The sequence below is a fragment of the Flagellimonas amoyensis genome (assembly GCF_003058265.1).
In the GTDB taxonomy this organism is placed as follows: Bacteria; Bacteroidota; Bacteroidia; order Flavobacteriales; family Flavobacteriaceae; genus Flagellimonas; species Flagellimonas amoyensis.
On the sequence record NZ_QBUK01000003.1, the window covers coordinates 367,043 to 392,983 of the forward strand.

Below are 25,941 nucleotides of genomic sequence, written 5' to 3' on the forward strand. Positions count from 1 at the left end.
CATGAAAACAAAAATGATCCTAACCATGGCACTGCTGCTGTTGTGCCTCCCATTGACCACACATTCCCAGGAACTGAGGGGAAAGATCCAACGCTCCGTAAAGGAACTGAAGACCGTTTTTCCCCAGATACCCAAAGAAAAGATCCAGCTTTTGGACCAACTCGCCGCCAGAATGGTGTCCAATATGGGGGAGACCCCTTATACCGTTGTATTTGTGGACCAGGACAATGACGATATGGGCCAATTGGCCATGATCTGGCTCAGGACGGGCCTTATGTACTACGGATTATATGACAGGTTCAAGGTGGAATCCGCTGGTCTGGATACCGCCAATGAGACCCTTCCCGGTCTGGCCCTGCTGAAGAACGATGGGTTCAGGGTCTCCAATGCGCAGGGCGAATCCCTGTTCACGTATTCGGTCCGCTATGGCTCCGATAGTTGGACCATCAACAGAAAGACCCTCGAATCCTTACATTTGGACGAGGACAGCAGTGTCAAGGTATATGTACAGGATGGGCTGACGGACCGAAATGCAGAGGTCCTTTTTGAAAACAAGGCCGTCATCGCGGGGGAAATGATCTATGTCGCCACCCAGGTCGATGCTATTATCAAAGCTAAAATGAACAATCCATGAAATTATCAGAAGTAAAAGAAGTACTGTCCCGATTGGAAACCCTTGGCTTCCAATTGCCCACCGGGGAAATGGTCCCCGGACATTTCCATGTCACCGAAGTGGGGAAGATTCACAAACACTTTATAGACTGCGGGGGAACCGTGCGCCATGAGGAAGTGGTCAGTTTCCAACTGTGGGAGGCCAACGACTATGACCACAGGTTGCATCCCGAAAAGTTGGTTCATATCATCGAACTGTCCCAAAAGGTATTGGAAATAGAGGACTCACTGGAAGTCGAAGTGGAATACCAGGGCACCACTATCGGAAAATATGGCCTTGCCTTTGATGAAGGGCATTTTCTGTTGACCACCAAGATGACCGACTGCCTTGCCAAGGACCAGTGTGGGGTCCCCGAAAAGAAACCAAAGGTAAGACTGTCCCAATTGAAAAGTGAGCCCTGCTGTTCCCCGGACGGCAATTGTTGCTAAATCTTAATTCTATATAATGACTACGACCACAACTAGCCTGTTCCCTGAAATAGCGGGATTCATCACAACCTTGAAACTGGATGCCGTTTCCCCGGAGCGTAGGGAAATCCTTGATCCCCTTGCCGGGTTCATACAGTCGAAAGTTTCCGAAGATCAGGAAATACGCCTGAATTTCATTTGCACCCACAATTCCAGGAGGAGCCACCTGTCACAGATATGGGCACAGGCCATGGCTTTCCATTTCAACATCAAGAACGTATTTTGCTATTCGGGGGGGACCGAAGCCACGGCCCTGTTCCCGATGGTGGCGGAAACCTTGGGGAAACAAGGGTTCCAGATCCAACAGCTTTCACAGGGACAAAATCCTGTCTATGCCATCAAATATGCGGAAAATGCCCATCCGGTGATCGGGTTCTCCAAGAAAATGGACGATGCCTTCAACCCCAGTTCCGGCTTTGGGGCCATCATGACCTGTGATTCGGCCAATGAGGCCTGTCCCTTTGTGCCCGGTGCGGAAAAGCGCATCCCCATCACCTTTGAGGATCCCAAGGCCTTTGACAATACCCCGCAACAGGCCGAGAAATACCTTGAAAGGAGCATACAGATAGCAACGGAACTTTGGTATGTATTTTCACAGATCAAATCATAACACATGGCAGTAAAAAAATTGAGCTTTTTGGACAGGAACCTTACCCTTTGGATCTTTATCGCCATGGCGGTAGGGGTCGGTATCGGTTACTTCTTCCCGTCCTTCCCCGACATCATCAATTCGTTCAACAGCGGCACCACTAACATCCCCATTGCCATAGGTCTCATCCTGATGATGTACCCACCTTTGGCAAAAGTGGATTATAAACTGTTGCCCAAGGTGTTCAAGAACACCAGGATCTTGACCATTTCCCTGGTGCTCAACTGGATCATCGGCCCCGTGTTGATGTTCGTCCTGGCCATCCTCTTTTTGAGGGACTATCCCGAGTATATGGTCGGATTGATATTGATAGGTTTGGCCCGTTGCATTGCCATGGTGCTGGTCTGGAATGACCTGGCCGAGGGCAGTGCGGAATATGGTGCGGGACTGGTGGCCCTGAACAGTATCTTCCAAGTGTTTGCCTACAGTTTCTATGCGTGGATCTTTATCACCGTTTTGCCCCCATATTTTGGCTTTGAAGGGGCCATTGTGGACATCTCCATAGGGACCATAGCGGAGAGTGTGGCCATTTATTTGGGCATCCCCTTCCTTATGGGCATCCTTAGCCGAACGATATTGGTCCGGATCAAAGGGGAACAGTGGTATGCCCAAAAGTTTGTTCCCGCCATTTCTCCCATGACCTTGATCGCCCTGTTGTTCACCATTGTGATCATGTTCTCCCTCAAAGGGGAACTTATCGTGGAGATTCCCATGGACGTGGTGGTGATCGCCATACCCCTCTTGGTGTACTTTACCCTGATGTTCATCATTGGGTTCTTTTTCACCAAGGCGATGGGTGCCGAATATGACAAGACCGCTTCGGTGGCCTTTACAGCAGCCGGGAACAACTTTGAGCTCGCCATTGCCGTGGCCATTGCCGTCTTCGGACTGGATTCCGGCCAGGCCTTTGCAGGGGTCATCGGGCCCTTGGTGGAAGTTCCTGCCCTGATTCTGTTGGTAAGGGTCGCCTTTTGGTTGCGCAAAAAGTATTTTAAACCGCAAACCGCATAAGGATGAAAATTGCACTCTTCTCGGACATCCACGCCAACCTTCCTGCCCTTGAGGCCTTTTTTGTGGATGTGGAAAAACATAGGCCGGACGCCATCTATTGCCTTGGGGACCTTGTGGGCTATAACATCTGGCCCAACGAGGTGGTCCATGAGATCAGAAAACGCCGGATACCCACCATTGCGGGCAACTATGATTTTGGCATCGGACGCAACAGTGATGATTGTGGCTGTGCCTACAAGAGCGATGAGGAAAAGGCGAACGGGGCAATTTCCATATCCTATACCAACTCCATTATGGGGGATGATGAAAGGGCCTACCTGAAAAACCTTCCATCCCATATCAATGTGGAGTTCAAAAGGAACGATGAAACAGTGAACCTACTCCTGGTGCATGGAAGCCCAAGACGAATCAACGAGTATCTTTTCGAGGACCGGAAGGAGAAGAGCCTGGTACGCATCCTGCGGGATGCAAATGCCGATATCCTCTGTTTTGGACATACACACCAACCCTATCACAAGGCCCTTTTGGATTATGATGGAGGCACCATATACCGCCATGCGATAAATATCGGATCCATCGGAAAGCCCAAGGATGGCGACAATAGGGGATGCTATGTGCTGTTGAACATGGATGGGAACTTCCGTAGGCCGGACAAGAATAGCATCCATGTGGAGTTTGTACGCTTCGAATATGATGTCGAAAAGGCGGCCAAAGCCGTTGAGGGCAGCATATTGCCCAACGCTTACGCTGGAGCATTGAGAAAGGCCCATTGATTATTTTTTAAGGCCTTAGTCTAAATATTTTCTTGTAAGACAATCCAAATCTGTGATGAATTTTGTAAGGAACAATGTAAGTACAAGAATATAACAGGCAACTTGGTGGAAATATTTTCCATTGTAAATCTACCCTTGATCAGCATTTAAGGGAATTGAAAACCATGGTCAGTTACAGGGAAATTTTACCACTACTAAAGCTTCATCCTTAATTGACAAAGGAAATAGGAAGAGTGAAAAATAAAAGTTTCACCAACCTCTTTGTATACATATCCTGTGTAGGCTGGCACACCATTAAACCGAAAGCCATAAAAGCAAAGCCATGAAAAAGAAATGTTGCGATATTAATGAACAGATCGAAAGTTTCTACAGTTATTTAAAATACTTTACCTTAAAAAAGGTTCGGGATGAAACCATTGCGGAAGATATTGTGCAAGAGGTAATGCTGAAACTGGTCGAGTCCTATCAAAAAAATAGGGAAATTGAAAACATCAAGGCCTGGCTGTTTCAAGTTGCCAGAAATACCATTTATGACCATTTCAAAAAGAGTGCCCCAATTGTTGAACTTAGTGATGTAAAGATACTTGAGGCAACTGAACCAACCAATCTGGAGCTATCCGTGTATGATCATATGATACCCATGATCCAGTTCCTTCCCAAAAAATATGCCGAGCCTTTACAATGGAGTGACATCGACAAACTATCCCAAAAAGATGTAGCTGAAAAGCTGAACTTGGGGTATTCGGCTGCAAAAATGCGGGTGCAAAGGGCAAGAACAAAGCTAAGGGAATTATTTGTGGAATGCTGTGATATCGTATATGATGCCAATGGCAACTTCGTCAATTGCTCTGTTAAGGAATCGTGTATCCCGTTAATAAACCACTTGGTTGATTTTCAGGCATCCACAAAGTACAAATAGGTAGAATCATTTTTTTATTGAGAATTGTGTCTTTTGACACGCCATTTTAGACTACATAGTAAAGTTTATTTAAAATTACTGAACTATGAGTACTGAAGTCAAAATTTTACATTCATCCTGCTGCGCCACTGCATCCCCCATAAGGGCACAAATCGAAAAAATTGCCAGTGAAAACCATCTGGACGTAAACATCACCGAGTTTTCTGACCTCAAGGACACCATGCCCTACGGGGTCCTTACCTTTCCTGCATTGGTCATTGACGGGAAGGTTTATGACTATAAAAAAGTCAGCAACGACAAGGTGTTATTAGCAATTCTTTAAAACGTTTTTAAGATGGAAATCTTTACAAAACTGCTTACCCGACTGGCAGACTATGTTGTCCATGTCCTTTTGGGTATTCCTGATACGGATACATTCGGCTCAGCATTACACTATTTCATCATTGCCTTTGGCTCTATTTCCATTCTGGTTGTGCTGGTGACCTATGTAATGGGAGTGGTAACAAGCTATTTGCCCATGGAAAAAATCCGGGATTATTTGGAGAAACACAAAAAATCAGGTCTTGGGAATGTTGTGGCCTCCTCTTTGGGTGCCTTGACACCTTTTTGCTCGTGTTCTTCCATTCCTTTGTTCGTGGGAATGATGCAGGTCAGGATCCCACTGGGAATTTCACTTTCCTTCCTCATAACCTCACCCTTGGTGAACGAAATCGCTATTGCCATTTTCTGGTTGGGCTATGGTTGGAAAGTTACAATAGTGTACCTACTTTCAGGAATCGTCTTGGGGGTGATCGGTGGAATTATCCTGGAAAAGATGGGTATGGCCAAATATGTGGCAGAATGGCTCAAGGACAATGAATGGAAAGCGCATTCGAGGGAAAAGGATAGCAGAAATTTGCTGAAACGATTTCCTGGAATTCATCGGGAGGCCATTCGGACCCTTAAAAACCTTGTCCCCTATATTTTTATAGGAATTGCAATAGGGTCATTTATCCACGGCTATGTCCCCGAGTCATTTTTTGGCACCTATATTTCAAAATCCAACCCTTTTGCGATTCCCATTGCCGTATTGGTATCGATTCCATTGTACATTGATGCGGTTGGAATCCTGCCCATATTGGATTCGCTCGTTGACAAAGGGGTTCCGTTAGGGACGGCCATGGCCTTTATCATGGGTTCGATCGGACTTTCCATCCCCGAAGGCCTGCTGCTCCAAAAAGTGATGCAAAGGCAGTTGATCATTGCCTTCTTTTCAACTATTGCCATTGGAATGATCATTTCCGGTTATTTGTTCAACCTCCTTTTTTAACAACCTATACTTATGAAATGTGATATATTCAATATTTGGGAAGACCTTCGGACTGATTTAAGGAACTATGTGGGCAAGCGTGTTTACAATGAGCATGATGTTGATGATATAATGCAAACGATTCTTATCAAGGTCATAACATATTGTGAGAAAAAAAATGACGTAAGATATATAAAGGCTTGGTTATACAGGATTGCACAACATACAATTTTTGACTTTTACAAGAAGCCAAGAAAGACCACACTTGTTGACCTGGAACAGTTGCACCTGTTTGTTCCGGATGAATATGATGAAAACGTCTTTGTTTGGCTCGATAAGTTTATAAATGGTCTCCCTATCGACTATTCAACTCCCTTGAGACTTTCGGATATAGAAGGCCTTCCGCAGAAAAGTATTGCCGCGCATCTGGGCTTGACATTATCGGCAACAAAGTCAAGGATCTTAAGGGCAAGGAAAAAGGTTAGGGCAAAGTTTGATGAATGTGGTGAAGTTGAATATTCTGAAAACCAAATGTGGAGATTTACCATTACAAAATCCTGTTGCCTATCATAATTTTGTATAAACCTGCATCCTTTGTCCATTTTCCATGTCTTAGGGGTAAACTTTAATCTTAAAAACGTATGAACATGGAAGTAAAGACAAAAAATGCATTGAGAGTGACCCTTTTTCAAGTGGGAATGCCAACAACTGGGGAAGGTACTTGCTCAGCCTGTGATTCTGTTCAAGGTGTATTGCTATCGGCGATTCAAGAAGTTCAAGAACTCTTTGATCATTTGAACTGCGAAATCTTGTTCAGTTCAACCATGATTAAAACGATAGAGGAAGCCGAAAAAGCCCATATTGTTGCTTCCCCTACCATAAGGGTCGGCAACCTCGATTTCCATCCTGAACATTTGGAAGACAGTCCGGAAGCCAGGGAATGGGTTTGGAATGGAGCTACAATGGGAGAACCCAATAAAGAAATCTTAATCGAGGTATTGCTCAAAGGCTATTTTGAACCCAAAAATGACCATGGGGAAATAACCTTGTACCCTTACATTCTAAAACACTTAAAAGGAGAAGTGACCGCGGATTCCAACTGCGGATGCCATTGATGAATGATTGGGTGAACCGCCTTAGGTTCTGTTAGATGAGATTTACCTCATACAAGAAAAGACCTTATTAAGCTCATCGGAAACGATGGGCTTTTGTTTTACCTATTTTTTGAATTTGGCAATCTTCCCAGTAGTATTTCATTACCGTTCAATACCCCAATGCCGTATCGTCCCCTCGTTTGTCCGCCCCGCCCTCAAATAAGTCATTTTCAGGACTAGGACGGCGGATACGCTTCCCATAACCTAGGTTCGTGCCTGATTGATATTGTAGCCTTTGGTTTTTAGGGTTCTATGGGTTTTCAAAGAAAAACCTTCGGTTTCAAACATGCGTACAAGGGATATCCATCTAAGGTTTGGAACTATAATACCCTTATGGGCCTTCTGGAGGGGTAGATTTCTTTTTTATCTTCCAATAGTTTTCGAAAGATAAGCCCGCAAATGGTTTGTCGGACAAGGGACGGCATAAAGCCGTTCCCCTGTCACTTTTTATTCCGTTTCCTTGCCACTCCAAAAATTTGTCTTCCGCTTGGTTTCCGCTCAAATATTGTTTAACCAAAATCCAAAGATCATGGAAGCACAAACAAAGAAGAGAGCGACACGTAAAGCAGGTAACAACCAAGGTTCAAAGTCGGAACAAACCAAAACTGTGGAGAAGGTGGAAAACGTTCCACAGATCCAGTTGTTGGGAATCGATTCGGTTTTCCCGGACCCAGACCAACCCCGAAAAACCTTTGATGAGCAAAGTCTCAATCATTTGGAACAGAGCATTGCCGAACATGGGGTGCTGCAGCCGATCACCGTACGAAAATCCGACGAAGGTTTTATCATCGTCATGGGTGAGCGAAGGTATCGTGCCGGTAAATTGGCAGGATTGACCACTATCCCTGCCATGGTAAGGGACTATAGGGACACTGAGATTCTGGAGGTCCAGATCATCGAGAACCTACAGCGCAAGGATGTGGAACCCACGGAGGAGGCCGAGGCCATCCAATTTTTGTTGGATCGTTACGAACCCGGGGAGATTGCAAAACGTCTGGGCCGATCTGAGAACTATATCCGGCAACGCATCAAGTTGGCAGGATTGATCGAGGGATTCAAGGCCTTTATCCGCAGTGGGGAAATGACCCTCTCCCTAGGGGTGGCCGTGGCCCTTTTTGAACCCGGAGAACAACTGATGCTGTTGGAAAGCCTAGAAGACGAATTCCAGGAACATCGGATCAAACGGATGATCGAAAGCCGCACCTTCGATCTGTCCAAAGCCCCTTTTGGGTTGTCGGATAAGACGTTGCTTCCCAAAGCCGGGGCTTGCCATACCTGTCCCTTCAATGCTGCCAATCAGGGCAATTTGTTCGGTGATGGGAAGATGGTCTGTACCCGGACCTCCTGTTTTGAGAACAAAAAGACCAAGACCTTTATGCAGCTATTGAAAAGCGTGAAAAAGGAAGGATTGAAACTGGTGCCCAACATCAACAAATACCGGGTGGACGAGGAACGCAACCAATGGGTCATGGCCCAAATGGAAAAGGAGGGCCTAGCGGTGCATTTGACCAATGGGCTGGACATTTTAAAGGAGCCCATAGAACCTACCATGAATCACATTAGGGAGGAGCACCGACACTATGAATATACCGAGGAAGAGTTGGGTGAATTCCTGAAAGAGGCCCTGGAATCCTTCACGGAGGAAAAGGAGGCATGGGACAAGGCCGTGGACCTTGGATTTGAAAAGGGTATCCTGCTGGAAACGGACACCTATTTGACCCGGCCGGTATTTGTGAAGGTCAGGGAAGAAACCCATAGTGGAAGTTCAGGTACCAAGGCCTTGGAGCAACGCAAAATGTCCGAGTGTACCCCGGAGGAGCAGATCATCAAGATCAATACACGGGAATTGCGGAAAAAACAGATCGAGAACAACAACCAGTTCAAGGAAGTCGTGGACATGATACGTGAGACCGATTATATCAACCTGAAAAAGCCTTTGTCCACGGATGAAATGGTGGCCATTGCCATTTCCCTGTTCGAGAACAACATCGGGTATTATAGCCAAAGGGAACATTTTGGGGAATTCTTCGGCGAGGATTCCAAGTTATCCGATGGGGAACGGGTGGCCCGGTTCAAACAGGGTTTCAAAAAGGAGACCTTGTATAAACTGCTCCGGTTCCTGTTGACCCGACAGGTACACCTTGGGGAAAGCAACCACTCCAATGATTTGACCAACCGATCCTTTTATGTGGCAATGCAATCCTTTTACAAGGAGAAGATTTTGGGAATCGAAAAATCCTATACTGAAAAGCGTCAAAAACGGGAGGAACGGATCAAGGAAAGGGTGGCCAGTTTAGAACGGCAGGCCAAAATATTGGAGGGATAGGGCTTCCAAATGGTACAAAAGAAGGGTTCGGGAAAGCGAACCCTTTTTATTTTGGTCGAACCATGCCGGTGTCCTACCACAGATAGGGATTTGAATAGTTAGGGAACCCAAACTGGGTCAGGTTACCCATCAACCTTGGAAAATACTTTGGAATGAATCTTCAATTTCCTGGATTTCAGCATCTGTCAATTCCGCAAATTCCTTTTCCCTTCTTTTTTTGGACAATATACCTTCATTCTGGTTCAGAAACTTGATCAAAAGATCGACTTTGGTATCCGGTAAGGTCACACGGGCATTGATAAGGTTTGTCATCCGATCGTATTTTTCCAAATAGTCCAATTCTTCCGGTATGATCCTTTCAATGGTCTCTTCCACACAGGTATACAGGAATTCCGCTTGTTTGGTCAAATCAAAGTACCGGTATAGATCAATGGTTTCGTTCAGGATATCGATGTTATGGTCTTGTGTTTCCTCCCATTCGATCAAATCGACCCTTGGCGAGGAAAAATGCTCCAGAATATCCTGATATTCATCAATCCGTTCCAGAATGGCAGAGGATATGGGGAATATCATACCTCTCTTGGTATACCCCATCCGGGTAAGCAAATGGTGGATGATATAGCGATGTATCCTCCCGTTGCCATCGGATAGGGGATGGATAAAAACAAAGCCAAATGCGATGGTGGCCGCGGCCAATACAGGATTGTACCGAGACTTCTGCAACAGCTCGTTCGTGCCGAACAACCCTTGCATCAAAAGAGGAAGGTCCTTGGCCTTGGCAGAGATGTGGTCGGGCAAGGGGGAGAGGGTCTCCCTATCGTGCTCCCCAATAAAGCCTTCCCCGGTCCTGATGCCCATATGCCTCAGTTTTTTGTTGCCGATGACAATATGCTGTAACCGTTCGATCTCCTGTATGCCCAAAGGGGACTTGCCCGATTGGCCTATGGCTTTTCCCCAATTCCTTGCCCGCATGCTCGGGGGATGTTCCCCTTCTATGGCAAAGGATGCCTTCGAGTCCTTCAACAATAAAAAAGCAGCGGTCCTTCGAATAAGATCCTTGTCCCGTTTGCCCAATCCCTTTTCGATGGTTTCAGATAGGTCCTTGGCAATATACCCATCCAGTTTTGCCGTCCGTCGGATCATCGGGCAGTACCCCGGGACCCCGGGCAGGTTGTTCTTGACGCGATGCCGTGTGGAATTCTCGGGCTCGGCCGTATATTGTAGGTTGGGGTCCACCACCGTTACATAAGTGCCCTTGTTCAGGTTCGGTACGTCAAGGGTTATTCCGGTCAGCCATTCGTATAGAAACCACGCCCTTCTAGTGTATTGCCCCGTGGGCTCCTCTTCCAACATTTGGTGTATGATGGCATCCCCGGTCAACTCGAAAAACCTTTTGAGGAGATATAGGTCCAAGGGCTCGTATTTAAGGGCAAAGACCAAATGGCTTTTCAGGTCGTCCTTGGGTTTGTGCCTTATGGTGAACACTTGCCATTGGTCCGTATCGTAGCGTTGGTGCTTCTCCGTTGCCATGGCCAATATATCAGGCAGGGGAACCGCTACATCAAATTGATTCTCCATTGTGGCAATCAAAAGGGACTGACCTACCAAGAAACCTTCCTCAGGTAAGGTGCGGCCATGAAAAACCGTTATTTTCTGTGAAAAATCATTATTTTTCATATGATGACGTGAAATATAATGACAAATATACCATGAAAAACAATTACTTGGCGTGAAAAACGATGATTTTTATATATTTTTCATGAAATATAAGTACATCTGTCTGGGTTGACCGTTGAAGATCTTGCACTTCCGGGGCTAGCGAACCCTTAATGGGGGATATTCCCTGTCCGTACCCATGAACATGGTCAAAAGGAAAGGTCAATAGGGTATGGACACCTCTTCGTAGTCCACTTTTTCAATGATGCCCGGATAGTTGGAATCCACACTTCTACTATAGAGGTCCTTGGTGACGGGATAGGCTTCCAGATCACCTTCCCATAGATCGTCATCGATAAGATCTTGAACATCTGATTTATTGTTGCCGTTATGTAACCAAGCATCCAAGTTTTCATCATCAATGATGACGGGTCGCCTTTTCTTTTCATTGTGGATTTCCTCGAACATGGGGGTGGCGTCCTTGGTGAGTACGGCAAAGGTCCTCCGTCCATCGGCCGTGTTGGTATAGATGCCCGCTAGGTATATGGGGTCGCCGTTCTTTCTATGGAAATAAAACGGAACTTTAAAATCCTTTCCCTTGACTTTCACTTTCGTATTGTGTGGTTCGAAGAATCCGTCCACGGGAATGATACAGCGTTGGTGCTCCCAACAGTACCGGTACACGAAGTGGTCAAAGAGCTTTTCGGATTTGGCATTCAGTCCCCCAAAGGTTTTTGGGTTCTTGAAATACTCCGTGTAATTTTCCTGCTTTTCCTTTGGGGGCATGATGCCCCACATCGCAGGGAGCATATTGTAGGGCTCTTCCTGGCCCAAAGTCCACATCACAGGATGGCTCCAGCCGTTGGCGTGGAAATAAATGAGTTCCAGGTCGGTGTCCAGGTCACCGTACATGGCCTTGACAGAAAGGAGTTTTTCCAGCTCCTTCCGTTCCCGGGTCTGTCTGGTCGAGTAACACATGTTGAGGTTGAATTATGCCGTATTAAGATAGGCAAAATTGTTAAAGTTTTGAAACGGGTTGTTCCTTTCCGTACATTTGGATATTTTCCAAATTATAGGAATAAATCCAATATTTTTATGAAACCCACCATTCTCCATCTCGATCTGGATACCTTCTTCGTCTCCTGTGAGCGGCTGTTGGACAGCCGTCTGATGAAGCGGCCCCTATTGGTCGGAGGGTTGGGGGACAGAGGGGTGGTCGCGGCCTGTAGCTATGAGACCCGACGCTTTGGGGTACATTCAGGCATGTCCATGAAAGTGGCCCGTAGGTTGTGCCCAGAGGCGACGGTCATCAAGGGCAATGCAGGCACCTATATGAAGTTCTCGGACAATGTGACCGAAATTATCAAGGAAAGCGTGCCGGTCTTTGAAAAGGCCAGTGTGGACGAGTTCTATGCGGACCTTTCGGGCATGGACCGCTTCTTTGGTTGTTACAAATATGCCTCGGAAATTCGACAACGGATCTTGAGGGAAACGGGATTGCCTATTTCCTTTGGACTCTCCCAGAACAAGGTGGTCTCCAAAGTGGCCACCGGGGAGGCCAAGCCCAACAACCAGATGAAGATCGATCTTGGACTGGAGAAAGAGTTCCTGGCGCCTTTACACATTCGTAAACTGCCCTCCGTGGGGGAGAAAACCTATGGGCTTTTGTCCAATATGGGGGTGACTACCATACAGACCGTACAGCAACTGCCCTTGGAGATGCTGGAAAGCGCCTTTGGGTTGCATGGACGGACCATCTGGATGCGGGCCCAGGGGCTGGACAATTCCCCCTTGCTCCCGTTTCATGAACGGAAGTCCATTTCTACGGAACGTACCTATGGAAAGGATACCACCGATATGGTCAAACTGGAGACCACCTTGTTCGCCATGGCCGAGAACCTGGCCTACCAACTCCGAAGGGCCAATAAGATGACGGGCTGTGTGAGTGTGAAGATCCGGTACAGTGATTTCAAGACCTACACCAAGCAGAAACGGGTTCCCTATACTTCTGCGGACCATGTGTTGGTACCCTTGGTGAAGGAACTCTTTACCTCCCTTTATGACCGAAGGATGCTCATCCGACTCGTGGGTGTCAACTACAGTCATATCGTAGGGGGGCATTACCAGATCGACCTGTTCGCGGATGACGAAAAACTGCTCAACCTCTATCAGGCCATGGATCGTGTACGGAATCGATTTGGGGAATCCAGTTTGATGCGGGCCTCGGCCATGGGGGCCCATAGTATAGGAAGAGGCGGAAACCCCTTTGACGGACAACCACCCATCTTATTGGCCCATAGACAACAATAGCATGTACTTGAACTGCCATACCTATTATTCCTTGAACTACGGGGTGCTTTCCGAAACGGAGCTCTTGGAGTTGGCCTGTTCCCATGGGGTGGAAACCTTGGCCCTGACCGATATCAACAACAGTTCGGCAGGGATGAACTTTGTGCGACTGGCCCATGAGCAGGGAATACGTCCCATTCTGGGCATCGATTTTCGGAACGGGAACGTACAGGAGTTTGTGGGCCTGGCACAAAACAATGAAGGGTTTCGGGAGATCAATGCCTTTCTATCCGAACATTTGCATAAGGGAACATCCATTCCCTCCGTGGCTCCAATATTCGAACATGTCCATGTCATCTATCCCTTCGAGAAGATCCAGGAGGAGGAACGGACAGACTTCCGAGCTTATGAGTACATTGGGGTATCCGTCGAAGAGCTCCGGAAATTACGGTTCTCCCGGTACCGGGATTATACCGATAGATTGGTGTTGTTACAGCCCGTGAGCTTTCGTAACAAAAAGGATTTCAATACCCATCGGTTGCTTCGGGCCATAGGATTGAACACACTGTTGAGTAAACTTCCCCAGTCCGAGGAGGCCAGACCCTCTGATACCCTTCGGTCCATGGAGGAACTAAAAAAAGCCTTGGTTGATTTTCCGCATATCTGGGAGAATACGCAGCGGTTGATGGACTCCTGTACCATTGCCTTTGGGTTTGGAAGTGAGCGGGTTTCCCAGAACCAGTCCCGTTTTTTGGCGTCCAAGGCCTTGGATGTGGAGCGGTTGCGGGAACTGGCATTGGATGGGCTGCCTCGACGCTATGCCCATCCCACGGAAAAGGTCAAGGAGCGGATGTTCCGGGAACTGCGTACCATTCAGGAACTGGACTTCGTGTCCTATTTTTTGATCAACCATGATATCGTCTCCTATGCCAAGTCCAAAGGGTATCCCTATGTGGGCAGGGGGAGTGGGGCCAACAGTCTGGTGGCCTACCTAATTGGGATCACCGATGTGGATCCCATTGAACTGGACCTGTATTTTGAACGGTTCATCAATCCCTTTAGGGCCTCCCCTCCGGATTTTGACATTGATTTTTCCACCTGGGACCGGGACGATGTCACGGCCTATATTTTTGAACGTTTCGAGCATGTGGCCCTATTGGGAACCTACAACACCTTTAAATACCGGGCCGCTGTTCGGGAACTGGGCAAGGTGTTCGGTCTGCCCACCGAGGAAATCGATAAGCTCAGTGCAGGTCGGTATGAGCAAGGAAGCTTGGACGAACTGGCCCGATTGGTGCTGAAATACGCCACCTATATCCATGGGATGCCCAATTACATCAGTGTGCATTCCTCGGGGATCTTGATTCTGGACCGTTCCGAGCATTACTATTCGGCCACGACCCTGCCGCCCAAAGGGTTTCCGACGGTGCAGTTCGATATGATCATTGCCGAGGATGTAGGCCTGTTCAAGTTCGATATCCTTGGGCAACGGGGATTGGCCAAGATCAAGGAGGCGGTTGAGGTGATCAAGGACAACCGACCCGATGCCATGCTTTGGGACATCAAGAGCGTGGAGGCCATGAAACAGGATGCCAATATCAATCGGCTGTTGAGCCAAGGAAGGGCGATAGGGGCCTATTATGTGGAATCCCCAGCCATGCGGGGGCTGATGAAAAAGCTACGGACCCATGACTACTTGGGACTGGTGGCGGCCAGCTCCGTGATCCGTCCAGGGGTATCCTCCTCGGGGATGAAGGATGAATATATCCGCAGGGAGCGGGAACCGGAACGCCGCAAGGAGGCCAATCCCATCCTGTTGGAGATCATGCCGGAGACCCATGGGATCATGGTCTATCAAGAGGATGTGCTCAAGGTGGCCCATCTCTTTGCAGGACTCGACCTAGGGGAGGCCGATGTGTTGCGACGGGGGATGAGCGGAAAGTTCCGTTCCCGGGAGGAATTCCAAGCAGTGAAACTCAAGTTTTTTGAAAACTGCAAACAAAGGGGGCACGATGCTGCCTTGACCCAAATGGTCTGGGAACAGATCGAGAGTTTTGCGGGTTATGCCTTTGCCAAGGGACATTCCGCTTCCTATGCCGTGGAAAGCTACCAGAGCCTGTATCTGAAATGCTACTTTCCCCTGGAATTTATGGTAGCCGTGCTCAACAATGGGGGAGGGTTCTATGATACAGAGCTCTATGTCCATGAGGCTAAGATGTGGGGAGGAATTATCCATCCGCCCTGTATCAACCGCAGTGATCATGTCAATGTCATCTATGGGAAGCACATCTATTTGGGGCTGGGGCAGCTTCGGAGTTTGGAACGTTTGGTCATCCAACGCATTTTGAACGAAAGGCAACTCCATGGCAAATTCCGAGATTTTGATGATTTTATCGACCGTGTCCCCATTGCCATCGAACAGTTGACCATCTTGGTGCGTATCGATGCCTTTCGTGTCTTTGACGTGCCCAAGAAGCAAGTGCTTTGGCAGGCCGTGTTCAAGACCAAGGCCCATCGAAAGGAAACTATCCAGAAACTGCTCTTTAAACCCAACCACAGGCATTTTACATTGCCGAATTTACCTTCCCATCCTATTGAGGATGCCTACGACCAAATGGAACTTCTGGGTTTTCCACTATGCGGGTATTATGAACTTATGGACGGCAAAGTGAAGAGTAGGCTGACTGCCGGTGATTTTGAGGCCTATGTCAACCAAAGGATCTGGATCTATGGTTCCCTAGTGCATACCCGATTGAACACCACATCCAAAGGGGACACCATGCGCTTTACCACCATGCTCGATCTGGAAGGGCACTTTTTTGACTGTGTACACTTTCCACAAACGATGGCATCCACACCCATTCATGGAAAGGGCATCTATTTATGCCACGGAACGGTGACCGAAGAGTTCGGGCATTTCAGTCTGGAGGTGGTTACGACCGTCAAACAACCCTTGAAACCTGACCCGAGACAAGTGGGATCGGGAGCGCTATTGGCCAAATAAAAGCGAGTAAGGACGTATTCCGATCAATACTGCGCAAAGATAAACCCGGAAAATATTTCTCGGGAAAGGGACGGCATAAGGCCGTTGCCGATGTCACTTTTTTCATACTCTAGTAATGACCTGATATTTTAGGGGGAAAACTCCAATAATGAAGTTTGGAACTACTTTTTATTGGTCCAAAAAGAGTTCCTTTTAAGAACCATTCTTTGCAATAGAGTTGCACTTGGATTTTTTTATCTTTGCCCCGTGAAATTTTTGACAATCATATTAACAATATACTTCTTGGCGCTCAACGTGGTGCCTTGTAGTGATTCAGGGAATGCCTCTGACGATTGCCAAACTGTTTCGGTAGTCGATTCTGACGGCGACCAAGGTGACGATTGTGAACTTTGCTCGCCTTTCTGTCAATGTCATTGTTGCCACGTTCACACCATAGATTTTGGGCTTGTCGCATTTGAACCGTACCAGCCAGAAATCCCAGACGAATTCTTTGCCCATTTTGATGACCTCGGCAAGGATATTCCACCTTCTCTTTTACAGCCCCCTCGGGCATGATCCAGTTTTTATAGGATAAAACTATCCTGTTTTGACGTGACTTTTTCATGGTTACGTCAATATCGTGCGTTGCTTTTCATCAATGCGCCCAGTAAGAATATAAACTGAATCAATACCCTTGTCCATGATCAACAGAATCATTGATTTTTCAATCAATAATAAATTTATTATTGGTCTGCTCACCCTCGCATTGATAGGTGCGGGCGTTTATAGCATGACCCAAGTTCCCATCGATGCCGTACCGGATATCACCAATAATCAAGTACAGGTCATTACCCAATCGCCCAATCTGGGAACGGAGGATATAGAACAATTTGTAACCTATCCCGTTGAGGTGGCCATGAGCAATCTGCCCAACGTCAAGGAGATCCGCTCTGTTTCCCGATTTGGTCTTTCTGTAGTGACCATTGTATTTGATGACGAGGTGGGCACTTATCTGCCGAGACAACTTGTAGCTGAAAAACTGCCCGAGGTTCAAGAACAGATCCCTTCGGGTTTTGGCAAACCCGTTATGGGTCCAATTTCAACGGGATTGGGCGAAATCTATCAATATACCCTTGAAGTAGATGATGAACATCAAGGTGAATATTCGGCAACCGAACTGCGTACGATCCAGGACTGGATTGTACGGAGACAGATGGCCATGGTGCCCGGCGTGGTGGAGGTAAACGCCTTTGGCGGAAACAAAAAGCAATACGAAGTGGCGGTTGACCCGGACGAACTTCGCGCCATTGGTATAACCATTACAGAAGTGTTCTCGGCCCTTGAAAAGAACAACCAGAATACAGGTGGGGCCTACATCGAGCGTAACCACCAAGCCAACTTCATTCGTGGTGAAGGGCTGGCCAGGACCATATCGGATATTGAAAATATGGTGGTCAAGGCCGTTAATGGCATTCCCATCAAAGTGAAGGATATAGGTAAGGTAAGCATGGGAAGTGCGGTACGCTATGGTGCGCTTACCAAAGATGGAAAGGGCGAAGCCGTGGGCGGAATGATCTTGATGCTCAAAGGGGCAAATTCCAACGAGGTGATCGAAAACGTGACCCGACGTGTGGAACAGATACAACGGTCCCTTCCTGAAGGAGTGTCCATCAAACCTTTCCTGGACCGCAGCGAATTGATCGCCGAGACAACAGGCACGGTAACGGGGAACCTTTTGGAAGGTGGGCTTATCGTGATCTTCGTGTTGGTCTTGTTGTTGGGAAATTGGCGTGGCGGACTCATTGTGGCTTCGACCATACCCTTATCCCTATTGTTTGCCTTTATTCTGATGAATGTTTTTGACGTATGGGCAAACTTGATGAGCTTGGGGGCAATCGATTTTGGAATCATTGTGGATGGTGCGGTGATCATCGTAGAGGGCACCGTTTTTTTAATGTACTCCTATGTGGTCAAAAAGAATGGCGTTAGTGCAGAAACACGGGATGACATCGCCGCTAAGGCCTCCAAAAAAATGATGAACGCCGCTTTCTTTGGCCAGCTGATCATTCTGATCGTGTTCCTGCCCATTTTGGCCTTGGAGGGTGTCGAAGGGAAAATGTTCCAGCCCATGGCCCTCACCTTCATTTTCGCGATGATCGGGGCCATGTTATTGTGTCTTACCTATGTACCCATGGTTTCGGCATTGTTCCTACGGCCGCCAAAATCCAAAAAACAATCCTATGGCGATAGGTTCGTGCATTGGATTGAGCGGAAATATGAACCGTTGTTGACCAAATCACTTTCCAAGGCCAAAGTGGTCGTAAGCATTGCCCTTGGTCTTTTTGCCATTGCCATTTTCGCCTTTACGAGAATGGGCGGTGAGTTTATCCCGCAATTGGACGAAGGTGATATTGCCTTTCATGCGATCTTGAAACCCGGCAGTTCCCTGTCGGAAACCATCGAAACCACGACAATTATTGAACGTATCGTGAAGGCCGAATTTCCCGAAGTTGAAACCGTTCTCAGCCGTATCGGTGTCGCCGATGTACCAACGGACCCGATGCCCATGGATATTGCCGATGTCTTCGTTATCCTCAAACCAACTGATGAATGGACATCTGCAGAAAGCAAGGATGAACTCGTGGAAAAAATGAAGGAGGCCATCAGTATCGTTCCCGGCGTGAATTTTGAGTTTACCCAACCTATCGAAATGCGCTTCAACGAACTACTTACGGGTGTTCGTGAGGATGTGGCCATTAAATTGTTCGGGGAAGACCTCGGCATATTGGCAAGCAAGGCCGAGGAAATGGGGGAAATCATTGCCACCGTTCCCGGTGTGGCGGATATGAAAGTTGAGGCCACGGACGGCCTGCCACAAATCACCATTGACTACAACCGCAATAAATTGGCACAGTACGGTCTAAAGATCGAACAGCTCAATAAAGTGGTACAGTCCGCCTTTGCAGGAGGAAAGGCGGGCGTAATCTTCGAGGGTGAAAAACGGTTTGACCTGGTCGTAAGACTTCTAAAGGAAAACCGACAAAGCATCGAGGATATCCAGAACTTGTTCATCAACCTGCCCAATGGTTCGCAAATCCCATTACGGGAAATTGCCGAGGTAAGTTATGAACCCGGCCCGATGCAGATAAGCCGTGACAATACCAATAGGCGGACCTATGTGGGTATCAATATTCGCGACCGTGACGTAAAATCGGTGGTAGAGGATATCCAAGAAAAATTGGATGCACAGTTTGACCTGCCCGCAGGATATTACATTCGGTATGGTGGAGCTTTCGAAAATCTGGAACGTGCCAGCAATAGATTGCAAACTGTGGTCCCTATTGCCTTGTTCCTGATTTTCATATTGATTTATTTTGCGCTAAAGTCCTTTCCACAGACCTTGATGATCTACCTAGCGATCCCGATGGCCACCATTGGCGGTGTGTTCGCCCTGTGGTTAAGGGATATGCCTTTCAGTATTTCCGCAGGGGTCGGCTTTATCGTGTTGTTTGGTGTGGCCGTTCTGAACGGACTCGTCATGATAAGTGGTCTCAATGAACTGAAGGAAGAAGGCGTGACCAATCTTAAAGATAGAATTATAGAAGGCACTAAAAGACGGATTCGTCCCATTATGCTCACGGCCTTTACGGATATTTTAGGGTTTCTTCCCATGGCGGTTTCGGCTTCGGCCGGGGCAGAGGTACAGCGACCTTTGGCCACCGTGGTCATTGGTGGCTTGATAACTTCGACCCTCTTGACCCTCTTTATCCTACCCATCTTATACCAATGGGTCGAGGGACGTTCGGAACGGATGAGGAAACCCGACCCGAAATGGATTGCCCCTGTGGTCATGGTCCTTCTTTTATTCACCACAGCACTACCTGCCAAATTGAATGCGCAAGAAGGTTTTGAAAATGCACGGGTGGACCAATCTAAAGATTCACTGCCCACTATTTCATTGGAAGAGGCGGTGGAAGTTTCCAAGAAAAACTACCCGCTGTTGAAAGCGAAACAATGGGAGGTCCAAAAACAAACCGTCCTAAAAGGTATGGCTTACGACCTTGGAAATACCCAAGTCTTTACAGGTGGCGAAGAAATTATGGATGGGCAGGGAATTTATACCTTGGTTGGGGTTGGACAACAGAATATCGACCTGTTGGGCATCAGTGCAAAAAGGCGTTTGCAGAGACAACGCATAGCTTTGGCCGAGACAGCTCTGGACCTTTCCCAATTGCAAGTGGAACAGGAAGTCAAAAAGGCTTGGTCAGAAGCCTATCGACAACGACAGAAATTTGAACTGTACCGTGAACTGGATTCTATTTATTCACAATTTAAAAAAGCAATAGAACTCAACTTCGAGGTAGAAGCCATTTCCCGGCTGGAATATTCATCGGCCACAAATCAGGCCTTGCAAATCAACAATAAACTGCAACAGGCCGAAGGTGATTATGCCATTGCCCTGCAAAAGCTCAATCTTTGGTTGGTTTCGGACATCTACTATGCAGTTCCGGGAAAACTTGATGAAAGTGCGGTAACGGTTTTGGGATGGGACGGGGATTTAGGAAAACATCCAGAGCTGGAACTTTCACAAAGGCGCATCGAGGAGGCCGAGGCGACTTACAATGCGGCACGTGCCGATCTGCTGCCTAAATTCAACCTTCAGGGCGGACTGCAACAGGTCAATGGTAATAGCGGGTTCTATACCTATCAAGCCGGCATTTCGGTTCCTTTGTTTTCAGGTGGACAGCGTAGTCAAGCCAAGGCCGCCAAAATTAAAAGTGAAATCGCAAAGACCAATGCGGATTATACCAAACGCCAGCTGCAATCCGAATTTCGGCAGGCAGTGCAAGCCTATCAGAAATGGAGCGCATCGTGGCAATTTTATAGGGACAAGGCCTTGCCACTTGCCCAAGAGCAACGCAGGGGAGCATTGTTGGCCTACGCGGAGGGTGCGGTGGACTATGCAGCGTTCACACAGATTATTCGGGATGCCATAAACACGGAAATGGATGCCCTTGACGCTCTTGACAATTATCTAGAATCAGTATTTGAATTACAATATTTTAAACAATAGACAAATGAACAATCTTTTTAAATATAGCGTTTTCGGGCTCGTGGCGATGCTCTTGGTTCTTACTTCCTGTGGGAATTCCAAAGCCGATACTGAGGAAGCAAAGCAAAAAAATCCTGAAGTGGGTGAAATGCAAAATGAAAGTGAAGCCAAAGAAGCCATGCTGACGGAGGCACAGTACCGGAATCTTAACATGAGAATCGATACTGTTACCCAACGTGTTATGAAGCAGTATGTGGAAGCCAATGGCCAATTGGAGGTCCCACCACAGAATGAAGCGACCATTACAACGGTCGTGGGTGCCAATGTGGTGTCCATAGAGGTCATTGAGGGAGACCAAGTAAATAAAGGTCAAACGGTCGCCTATTTGTCCCACCCCAATATTATCCAGAAACAGACCGATTACCTGAACGCCTACAGTAACAGCCAGTTTCTTAAGAAGGAATTTGAAAGACAAAAAAACTTGTATGATGCCGGGGTGGGCAGCGGGGCCAACTTTCAAAAGGCCGAAGCGGAATACAGGGCCTCCCAAAGCCTGGCAAAAGGATTGGAAGCACAGTTGGAACAATTGAACATTAGTGCATCCGGGGTCAGAAATGGTACGATTTACCAACGGGTGGCATTGCGAAGTCCCATTGAGGGGTTTGTCCAAAAAGTAGCGGTCAAAACCGGGCAGTACGTAGAACCGCAGACCGACCTCTTTGAAATCGTTGACACCCATCACGTCCATGCCGATTTAATGGTGTTTGAAAAGGATGTGTACAAAGTAAAGGTAGGCCAGCAAGTATCCTTCAATGTGCAATCCATTCCCGGAAAGGAACTTACTGCGAAAATTTATTCCGTAGGGAAAACTTTCGAGCAAAATCCCAAAGCGATACACGTCCATGCCGAAATCGAGAACAAGGAAGGGCAGCTGATTCCAGGGATGTATGTTGAAGGACGGATTGAAATCCAAAAATTCGAGACTGTTGCGATGCCTGAAAGTGCAATAAGTTCGAACGAGGGAATGAAGTATATATTTACAGCGGAGCGCGAAGGCAATGACTGGAGCTTCAAACCTGTCGAAATTACCACCGGTCCACATGACGGAAATTGGGTCGCCATCGATTTTGTAGACTCTATTGGACCAAACACTACATTTGCATACAACAATGCCTACTATTTAATGGCCCAAATGAAAAAAGGGGATGCGGGACATGATCATTGATATAATCACAATACGATGACAGACATTGAAAAAACATTGGAAAATAAAGGTGTACGCCCAACGGCGATGCGTATTTTGATCTATAAATATTTGGCTGAAAAGGAAGTGGCCATTGCACTGACCGATATGGAGAACGCTTTCTCAAAAGCGGACAGAACCACATTGTACCGGACCCTGAAGACCTTTGAGGAAAAACGCATTGTGCACCAAATAGATGATGGCACCAATATTTCAAAGTATGCCCTGTGCGAACCAGGTTGCAATTGTGAAATGGAACAAGATCTGCACCTGCACTTTCATTGCGATAACTGTGATGAAACGGTCTGTCTCACTGAGCATAAGATTCCCCATATCAATCTACCTGATGGGTATGTGGCAGAAAATGCCAATTTGGTCATTAAGGGAATCTGCGACAAATGCAGCGGTCAATAAATGCACTTCCGTTGCACGAAACTAATTACGACCTTACCGTCTATGAAAAAGAAAAAAGTAAAACTACGTGATCTAGGTTCAAAGGAACGCCAGGGCGAAAACGGACACGAAAGTGGCCATAACCATGGTGGTCCTGAAGGTGTATCTAAATTCAAGACCTATTTACCGGCCATTTTCAGTTTTGTAATGCTCATCATCGGCATTGCAGTGGACTATTTTGATGCTTTCCCGTTTTTCAAGGGCTGGATAAGGATTATATGGTACACCCTTGCCTATTTGCCTGTTGGTTTCCCTGTCATTAGAGAAGGTTGGAACAGTATAAAGCATGGTGATTTCTTTACTGAATTTTTCCTGATGTCCATTGCCACTCTAGGGGCCTTTGCCATAGGCGAATACCCAGAGGGCGTGGCCGTAATGTTGTTTTACGCCGTGGGCGAACTGTTCCAAAATGCAGCAGTCAATCGGGCAAAGGGAAATATTAAGGCCCTTTTGGGTGCGCGACCGGACGAAGCTTTGGTGCTTCGTAACGGGAATTTCGTTACCATAAATCCCCAAACCGTCGAGATTGGCGAAAGGATACAAGTACGTGTGGGGGAGAAAATCCCCTTGGACGGCATTCTCTTATCCGAAAGAGCTTCTCTCAATACGGCGGCAATTACTGGCGAAAGTAAGCCCGATACGATAAATAGAGACGAAAAAGTCTATGCCGGAAGTATTAATCTCGAGGGTGTTATCGATGTAGAAACCTCCAAAGAATTCAAGGACAGTTCCATCACTCGAATCTTGGATATGGTACAAAACGCTACAGCCAGAAAATCAAAGACAGAACTGTTCATCAGAAAATTTGCAAGAATTTATACGCCCATTGTAGTTTTCCTTGCCATTGGATTAACGTTCTTGCCCTACTTTTTTCTAAATGACTATGTATTTAAGGATTGGCTTTATCGCGCTTTAATATTCCTTGTCGTTTCCTGTCCCTGTGCCTTGGTCATTTCCATTCCGCTCGGCTATTTTGGTGGTCTGGGAGCGGCATCCCGAAATGGGGTTCTTTTCAAAGGTGCATCTTTTTTGGAAGCAATCACCAAAGTGAACACGGTAGTGATGGACAAAACGGGAACCGTTACCAAAGGGGTTTTTAAAATCAAGGAGATCAAGACCGCGCAATTTGAGGAAGCCAAGTTTATGAAATACCTGATGGCCATGGAGGAACAATCTACCCATCCCATAGCAAAAGCAATTTTGGAATACAAAGCCGAAGGCACGGATATAAAGGCAACCGATGTATCGGAAGTTGCAGGAAAGGGATTAAGGGGAACGGTCAATGGGAAAACAGTGCTGGTGGGCAATAAAGCCCTAATGGCCTCAAACAACATTGATGTACCTTCAGAAACCGATGATATTGTAGATTCTATTGTAATGTTGGCCATTGATGAAAAATTTGCAGGCTATGTTACCATTGCAGATGAACTCAAGGAAGATGCCCATCAAGCCATCCAACAAATCAGGGATGCCGGGATTTCGAAAATCATAATGCTTTCGGGTGACAAAGATTCCATAACGCAACAAGTCTCGAAAAAGTTGAACTTTGATTGGGCAAAGGGCGGCCTGTTGCCAGAAGATAAGCTCGGCGAAGTCGAAGAACTCAAAAAACAATCAGACACCAAAGTGGCCTTTATGGGCGATGGCATTAATGATGCGCCCGTTCTGGCCATCAGCGATGTGGGCATTGCCATGGGAGGCTTGGGTAGTGATGTGGCCATTGAAACAGCAGATGTCATCATTCAGACCGACCAACCGAGCAAGATGGCACGAGCCATTAAAATAGGACGCTCCACCCGAAAGATAGTTTGGCAAAATATTGGGCTCGCTTTTGGCGTGAAGGCATTTGTGCTCATCCTTGGAGCGGGAGGCCTAGCCACGATGTGGGAAGCAGTTTTTGCTGATGTGGGGGTTGCCTTATTGGCAATATTGAATGCTGTTCGACTTCAGCGGATGAAGTGGAACACTTAGTTTCAAAGAGGAACCATTTTTTGGGCTAACTTATATTTCAGCCGTTGTTGGCAGCCCCATGGTTCGCCAAGACCTTCAATAAAATTGTACATGAGAGGCTTCGCAGGTTGTGTCACCCAAACAACTGTCCGTGTATTGGAGGGGACTTCAGGAAGGTTAGGGGTCTGATTCTTCGAGAAACGGCGACAGGACTTATGAGACAATATGAAAGCTTCCGGGCATAAAAAACCGTATCCGAACAATTACGAAATGCTTATCACTGTAGATGAAAAATAATCCGGTCGTAGGGTAACTCCAATACGTTTGTTCCCTTATTGTCGTAATGTTTGATGAAACTTCATTTGGTCAAAACGGAAGCCGTCCAAACGGATCTTTGGTGCGCCCTTCCTTAGCAAACCCTTCTTGGGGCTTTGCCGGGAAAGGCCGCAAATCCGTCCGTCCGCCCAACAAATTTTAAGGGGTCCATAATAAAAGAAGCCCTCGTTGTTTTTCGGGGCATCGAAAAACAGGGCAGTGCCCAAGGACTTCCTATCAGGACACCATTGCCTGCACTCGCTTAACTTCCCGTACGCTCCCTTGCCAATGGGTCTGAAGGAATTCCTAAGGCCCTTATCGAACCTGTCAAGGCCAAGACAGGTTTTGTCCACAAATAGGGTTTCCACTTCCTTGAAAACCTAAAGGTTTTGCTACGTCGCGGAGCCTCCCGATTTCTGTCCAAAAGCCTTGACAGAACCCCCTTCTTTTATTGTGCTACGCACGTAAGAAGCAAACAAACGCCCCTTAAAATTTGGGAAACAATGACCAAAAAAATAGAGGGGAAATTTTTAACCCTGTTTGCTGATTTATCCATACTGGAAGATAGCAGGCCTTTAAAACTTTTTATCATGAGTACATTGAGAAACAAAGTGCAACTTATCGGAAATGTGGGGCAGGACCCCACCATCACAGACCTTGACTGCAAAAAACGGGCATAGTATACCACCTTCGGCGGATTAAACTGAGCCACCCGCGGCGGACCAAAGTGAGCATAGTG

General features: G+C 47.0%; 20 protein-coding genes and 1 pseudogene. 19 read left to right on the forward strand and 2 right to left on the reverse strand.

The features are described 5' to 3' along the window. The first annotated feature begins 1 nt into the window (after nt 1). The 11 genes from DB398_RS06405 (at nt 2) to DB398_RS06455 (ending at nt 9,260) form a co-directional block, all read left to right on the forward strand. Complete coding sequence (locus DB398_RS06405; RefSeq protein WP_108423558.1) at nt 2–634, forward strand: hypothetical protein; 633 nt, start codon at nt 2–4, stop codon at nt 632–634. Beyond that, nucleotides 631–1,101, forward strand: a complete 471-nt coding sequence (locus DB398_RS06410; protein ID WP_036379069.1) for a DUF6428 family protein — start codon at nt 631–633, stop codon at nt 1,099–1,101. The genes DB398_RS06405 and DB398_RS06410 overlap by 4 nt, the downstream gene beginning before the upstream one ends. Before the next feature lie 16 nt (nt 1,102–1,117). Further along, nucleotides 1,118–1,750, forward strand: coding sequence for a low molecular weight phosphatase family protein (locus tag DB398_RS06415; RefSeq protein WP_108423559.1), 633 nt, complete (start codon nt 1,118–1,120; stop codon nt 1,748–1,750). 3 nt (nt 1,751–1,753) lie between these two features. Further along, complete coding sequence (gene arsB, locus DB398_RS06420) at nt 1,754–2,800, forward strand: ACR3 family arsenite efflux transporter (protein ID WP_036379066.1); 1,047 nt, start codon at nt 1,754–1,756, stop codon at nt 2,798–2,800. Nucleotides 2,801–2,802: 2 nt separating this feature from the next. Further along, on the forward strand, nt 2,803–3,573 hold the full coding sequence (locus DB398_RS06425; protein ID WP_036379065.1) for a metallophosphoesterase family protein: 771 nt from the start codon (nt 2,803–2,805) through the stop codon (nt 3,571–3,573). A gap of 322 nt (nt 3,574–3,895) precedes the next feature. Further along, nucleotides 3,896–4,492, forward strand: coding sequence for a sigma-70 family RNA polymerase sigma factor (locus tag DB398_RS06430; RefSeq protein WP_051947131.1), 597 nt, complete (start codon nt 3,896–3,898; stop codon nt 4,490–4,492). Nucleotides 4,493–4,577: 85 nt separating this feature from the next. Continuing rightward, nucleotides 4,578–4,814 (forward strand): thioredoxin family protein, encoded by a 237-nt coding sequence (locus DB398_RS06435; RefSeq protein ID WP_051947130.1) that lies wholly within the window; start codon nt 4,578–4,580, stop codon nt 4,812–4,814. Nucleotides 4,815–4,826: 12 nt separating this feature from the next. Further along, a complete protein-coding gene (locus DB398_RS06440; RefSeq protein WP_108423560.1) occupies nt 4,827–5,801 on the forward strand; it encodes a permease in 975 nt (324 codons plus the stop codon). A 12-nt stretch (nt 5,802–5,813) separates the two neighbouring features. Beyond that, nucleotides 5,814–6,353, forward strand: a complete 540-nt coding sequence (locus DB398_RS06445) for a sigma-70 family RNA polymerase sigma factor (RefSeq protein ID WP_051947128.1) — start codon at nt 5,814–5,816, stop codon at nt 6,351–6,353. Nucleotides 6,354–6,427: 74 nt separating this feature from the next. Continuing rightward, nucleotides 6,428–6,895 (forward strand): DUF2703 domain-containing protein, encoded by a 468-nt coding sequence (locus DB398_RS06450; RefSeq protein WP_159076331.1) that lies wholly within the window; start codon nt 6,428–6,430, stop codon nt 6,893–6,895. Nucleotides 6,896–7,463: 568 nt separating this feature from the next. After that, nucleotides 7,464–9,260: a ParB/RepB/Spo0J family partition protein gene (locus tag DB398_RS06455; RefSeq protein ID WP_108423598.1), complete on the forward strand. Its 1,797-nt coding sequence runs from the start codon at nt 7,464–7,466 to the stop codon at nt 9,258–9,260. Between the two features lie 129 nt (nt 9,261–9,389). On the opposite strand, the gene DB398_RS06460 is transcribed toward DB398_RS06455, so the two are convergent. After that, nucleotides 9,390–10,937 (reverse strand): Fic family protein, encoded by a 1,548-nt coding sequence (locus tag DB398_RS06460; RefSeq protein ID WP_036379063.1) that lies wholly within the window; start codon nt 10,935–10,937, stop codon nt 9,390–9,392. Between the two features lie 201 nt (nt 10,938–11,138). After that, nucleotides 11,139–11,894 (reverse strand): SOS response-associated peptidase, encoded by a 756-nt coding sequence (locus DB398_RS06465; protein WP_036379062.1) that lies wholly within the window; start codon nt 11,892–11,894, stop codon nt 11,139–11,141. Between the two features lie 117 nt (nt 11,895–12,011). On the opposite strand from DB398_RS06465, the gene dinB reads away from it, so the two are divergent. The 8 genes and pseudogenes from dinB to DB398_RS06510 form a co-directional block, all read left to right on the forward strand. Continuing rightward, nucleotides 12,012–13,226 (forward strand): DNA polymerase IV, encoded by a 1,215-nt coding sequence (dinB, locus tag DB398_RS06470; RefSeq protein WP_108423562.1) that lies wholly within the window; start codon nt 12,012–12,014, stop codon nt 13,224–13,226. A gap of 1 nt (nt 13,227) precedes the next feature. Continuing rightward, a complete protein-coding gene (locus tag DB398_RS06475; RefSeq protein ID WP_108423563.1) occupies nt 13,228–16,209 on the forward strand; it encodes a DNA polymerase III subunit alpha in 2,982 nt (993 codons plus the stop codon). Nucleotides 16,210–16,455: 246 nt separating this feature from the next. Beyond that, nucleotides 16,456–16,764: a DUF6660 family protein gene (locus DB398_RS18655; protein WP_081894468.1), complete on the forward strand. Its 309-nt coding sequence runs from the start codon at nt 16,456–16,458 to the stop codon at nt 16,762–16,764. A 124-nt stretch (nt 16,765–16,888) separates the two neighbouring features. Further along, nucleotides 16,889–21,262 (forward strand): CusA/CzcA family heavy metal efflux RND transporter, encoded by a 4,374-nt coding sequence (locus DB398_RS06485; RefSeq protein WP_108423564.1) that lies wholly within the window; start codon nt 16,889–16,891, stop codon nt 21,260–21,262. 4 nt (nt 21,263–21,266) lie between these two features. Beyond that, nucleotides 21,267–22,466, forward strand: coding sequence for an efflux RND transporter periplasmic adaptor subunit (locus DB398_RS06490; RefSeq protein WP_108423565.1), 1,200 nt, complete (start codon nt 21,267–21,269; stop codon nt 22,464–22,466). Nucleotides 22,467–22,481: 15 nt separating this feature from the next. After that, complete coding sequence (locus tag DB398_RS06495; protein ID WP_108246765.1) at nt 22,482–22,898, forward strand: Fur family transcriptional regulator; 417 nt, start codon at nt 22,482–22,484, stop codon at nt 22,896–22,898. 42 nt (nt 22,899–22,940) lie between these two features. Beyond that, nucleotides 22,941–24,908, forward strand: coding sequence for a heavy metal translocating P-type ATPase (locus DB398_RS06500; protein ID WP_108423566.1), 1,968 nt, complete (start codon nt 22,941–22,943; stop codon nt 24,906–24,908). Nucleotides 24,909–25,792: 884 nt separating this feature from the next. Further along, nucleotides 25,793–25,876, forward strand: a pseudogene (locus DB398_RS06510) (single-stranded DNA-binding protein); the annotation flags it as partial. Nucleotides 25,877–25,941: the final 65 nt, after the last annotated feature.

Coding starts and splice junctions, on each gene's coding strand:
- DB398_RS06405 (WP_108423558.1), top strand. CDS start 2: ATGAAAACAAAAATGATCCTAACCATGGCACTGCTGCTGTTGTGCCTC.
- DB398_RS06410 (WP_036379069.1), top strand. CDS start 631: ATGAAATTATCAGAAGTAAAAGAAGTACTGTCCCGATTGGAAACCCTT.
- DB398_RS06415 (WP_108423559.1), top strand. CDS start 1,118: ATGACTACGACCACAACTAGCCTGTTCCCTGAAATAGCGGGATTCATC.
- arsB (WP_036379066.1), top strand. CDS start 1,754: ATGGCAGTAAAAAAATTGAGCTTTTTGGACAGGAACCTTACCCTTTGG.
- DB398_RS06425 (WP_036379065.1), top strand. CDS start 2,803: ATGAAAATTGCACTCTTCTCGGACATCCACGCCAACCTTCCTGCCCTT.
- DB398_RS06430 (WP_051947131.1), top strand. CDS start 3,896: ATGAAAAAGAAATGTTGCGATATTAATGAACAGATCGAAAGTTTCTAC.
- DB398_RS06435 (WP_051947130.1), top strand. CDS start 4,578: ATGAGTACTGAAGTCAAAATTTTACATTCATCCTGCTGCGCCACTGCA.
- DB398_RS06440 (WP_108423560.1), top strand. CDS start 4,827: ATGGAAATCTTTACAAAACTGCTTACCCGACTGGCAGACTATGTTGTC.
- DB398_RS06445 (WP_051947128.1), top strand. CDS start 5,814: ATGAAATGTGATATATTCAATATTTGGGAAGACCTTCGGACTGATTTA.
- DB398_RS06450 (WP_159076331.1), top strand. CDS start 6,428: ATGGAAGTAAAGACAAAAAATGCATTGAGAGTGACCCTTTTTCAAGTG.
- DB398_RS06455 (WP_108423598.1), top strand. CDS start 7,464: ATGGAAGCACAAACAAAGAAGAGAGCGACACGTAAAGCAGGTAACAAC.
- DB398_RS06460 (WP_036379063.1), bottom strand. CDS start 10,937: ATGAAAAATAATGATTTTTCACAGAAAATAACGGTTTTTCATGGCCGC.
- DB398_RS06465 (WP_036379062.1), bottom strand. CDS start 11,894: ATGTGTTACTCGACCAGACAGACCCGGGAACGGAAGGAGCTGGAAAAA.
- dinB (WP_108423562.1), top strand. CDS start 12,012: ATGAAACCCACCATTCTCCATCTCGATCTGGATACCTTCTTCGTCTCC.
- DB398_RS06475 (WP_108423563.1), top strand. CDS start 13,228: ATGTACTTGAACTGCCATACCTATTATTCCTTGAACTACGGGGTGCTT.
- DB398_RS06485 (WP_108423564.1), top strand. CDS start 16,889: ATGATCAACAGAATCATTGATTTTTCAATCAATAATAAATTTATTATT.
- DB398_RS06490 (WP_108423565.1), top strand. CDS start 21,267: ATGAACAATCTTTTTAAATATAGCGTTTTCGGGCTCGTGGCGATGCTC.
- DB398_RS06495 (WP_108246765.1), top strand. CDS start 22,482: ATGACAGACATTGAAAAAACATTGGAAAATAAAGGTGTACGCCCAACG.
- DB398_RS06500 (WP_108423566.1), top strand. CDS start 22,941: ATGAAAAAGAAAAAAGTAAAACTACGTGATCTAGGTTCAAAGGAACGC.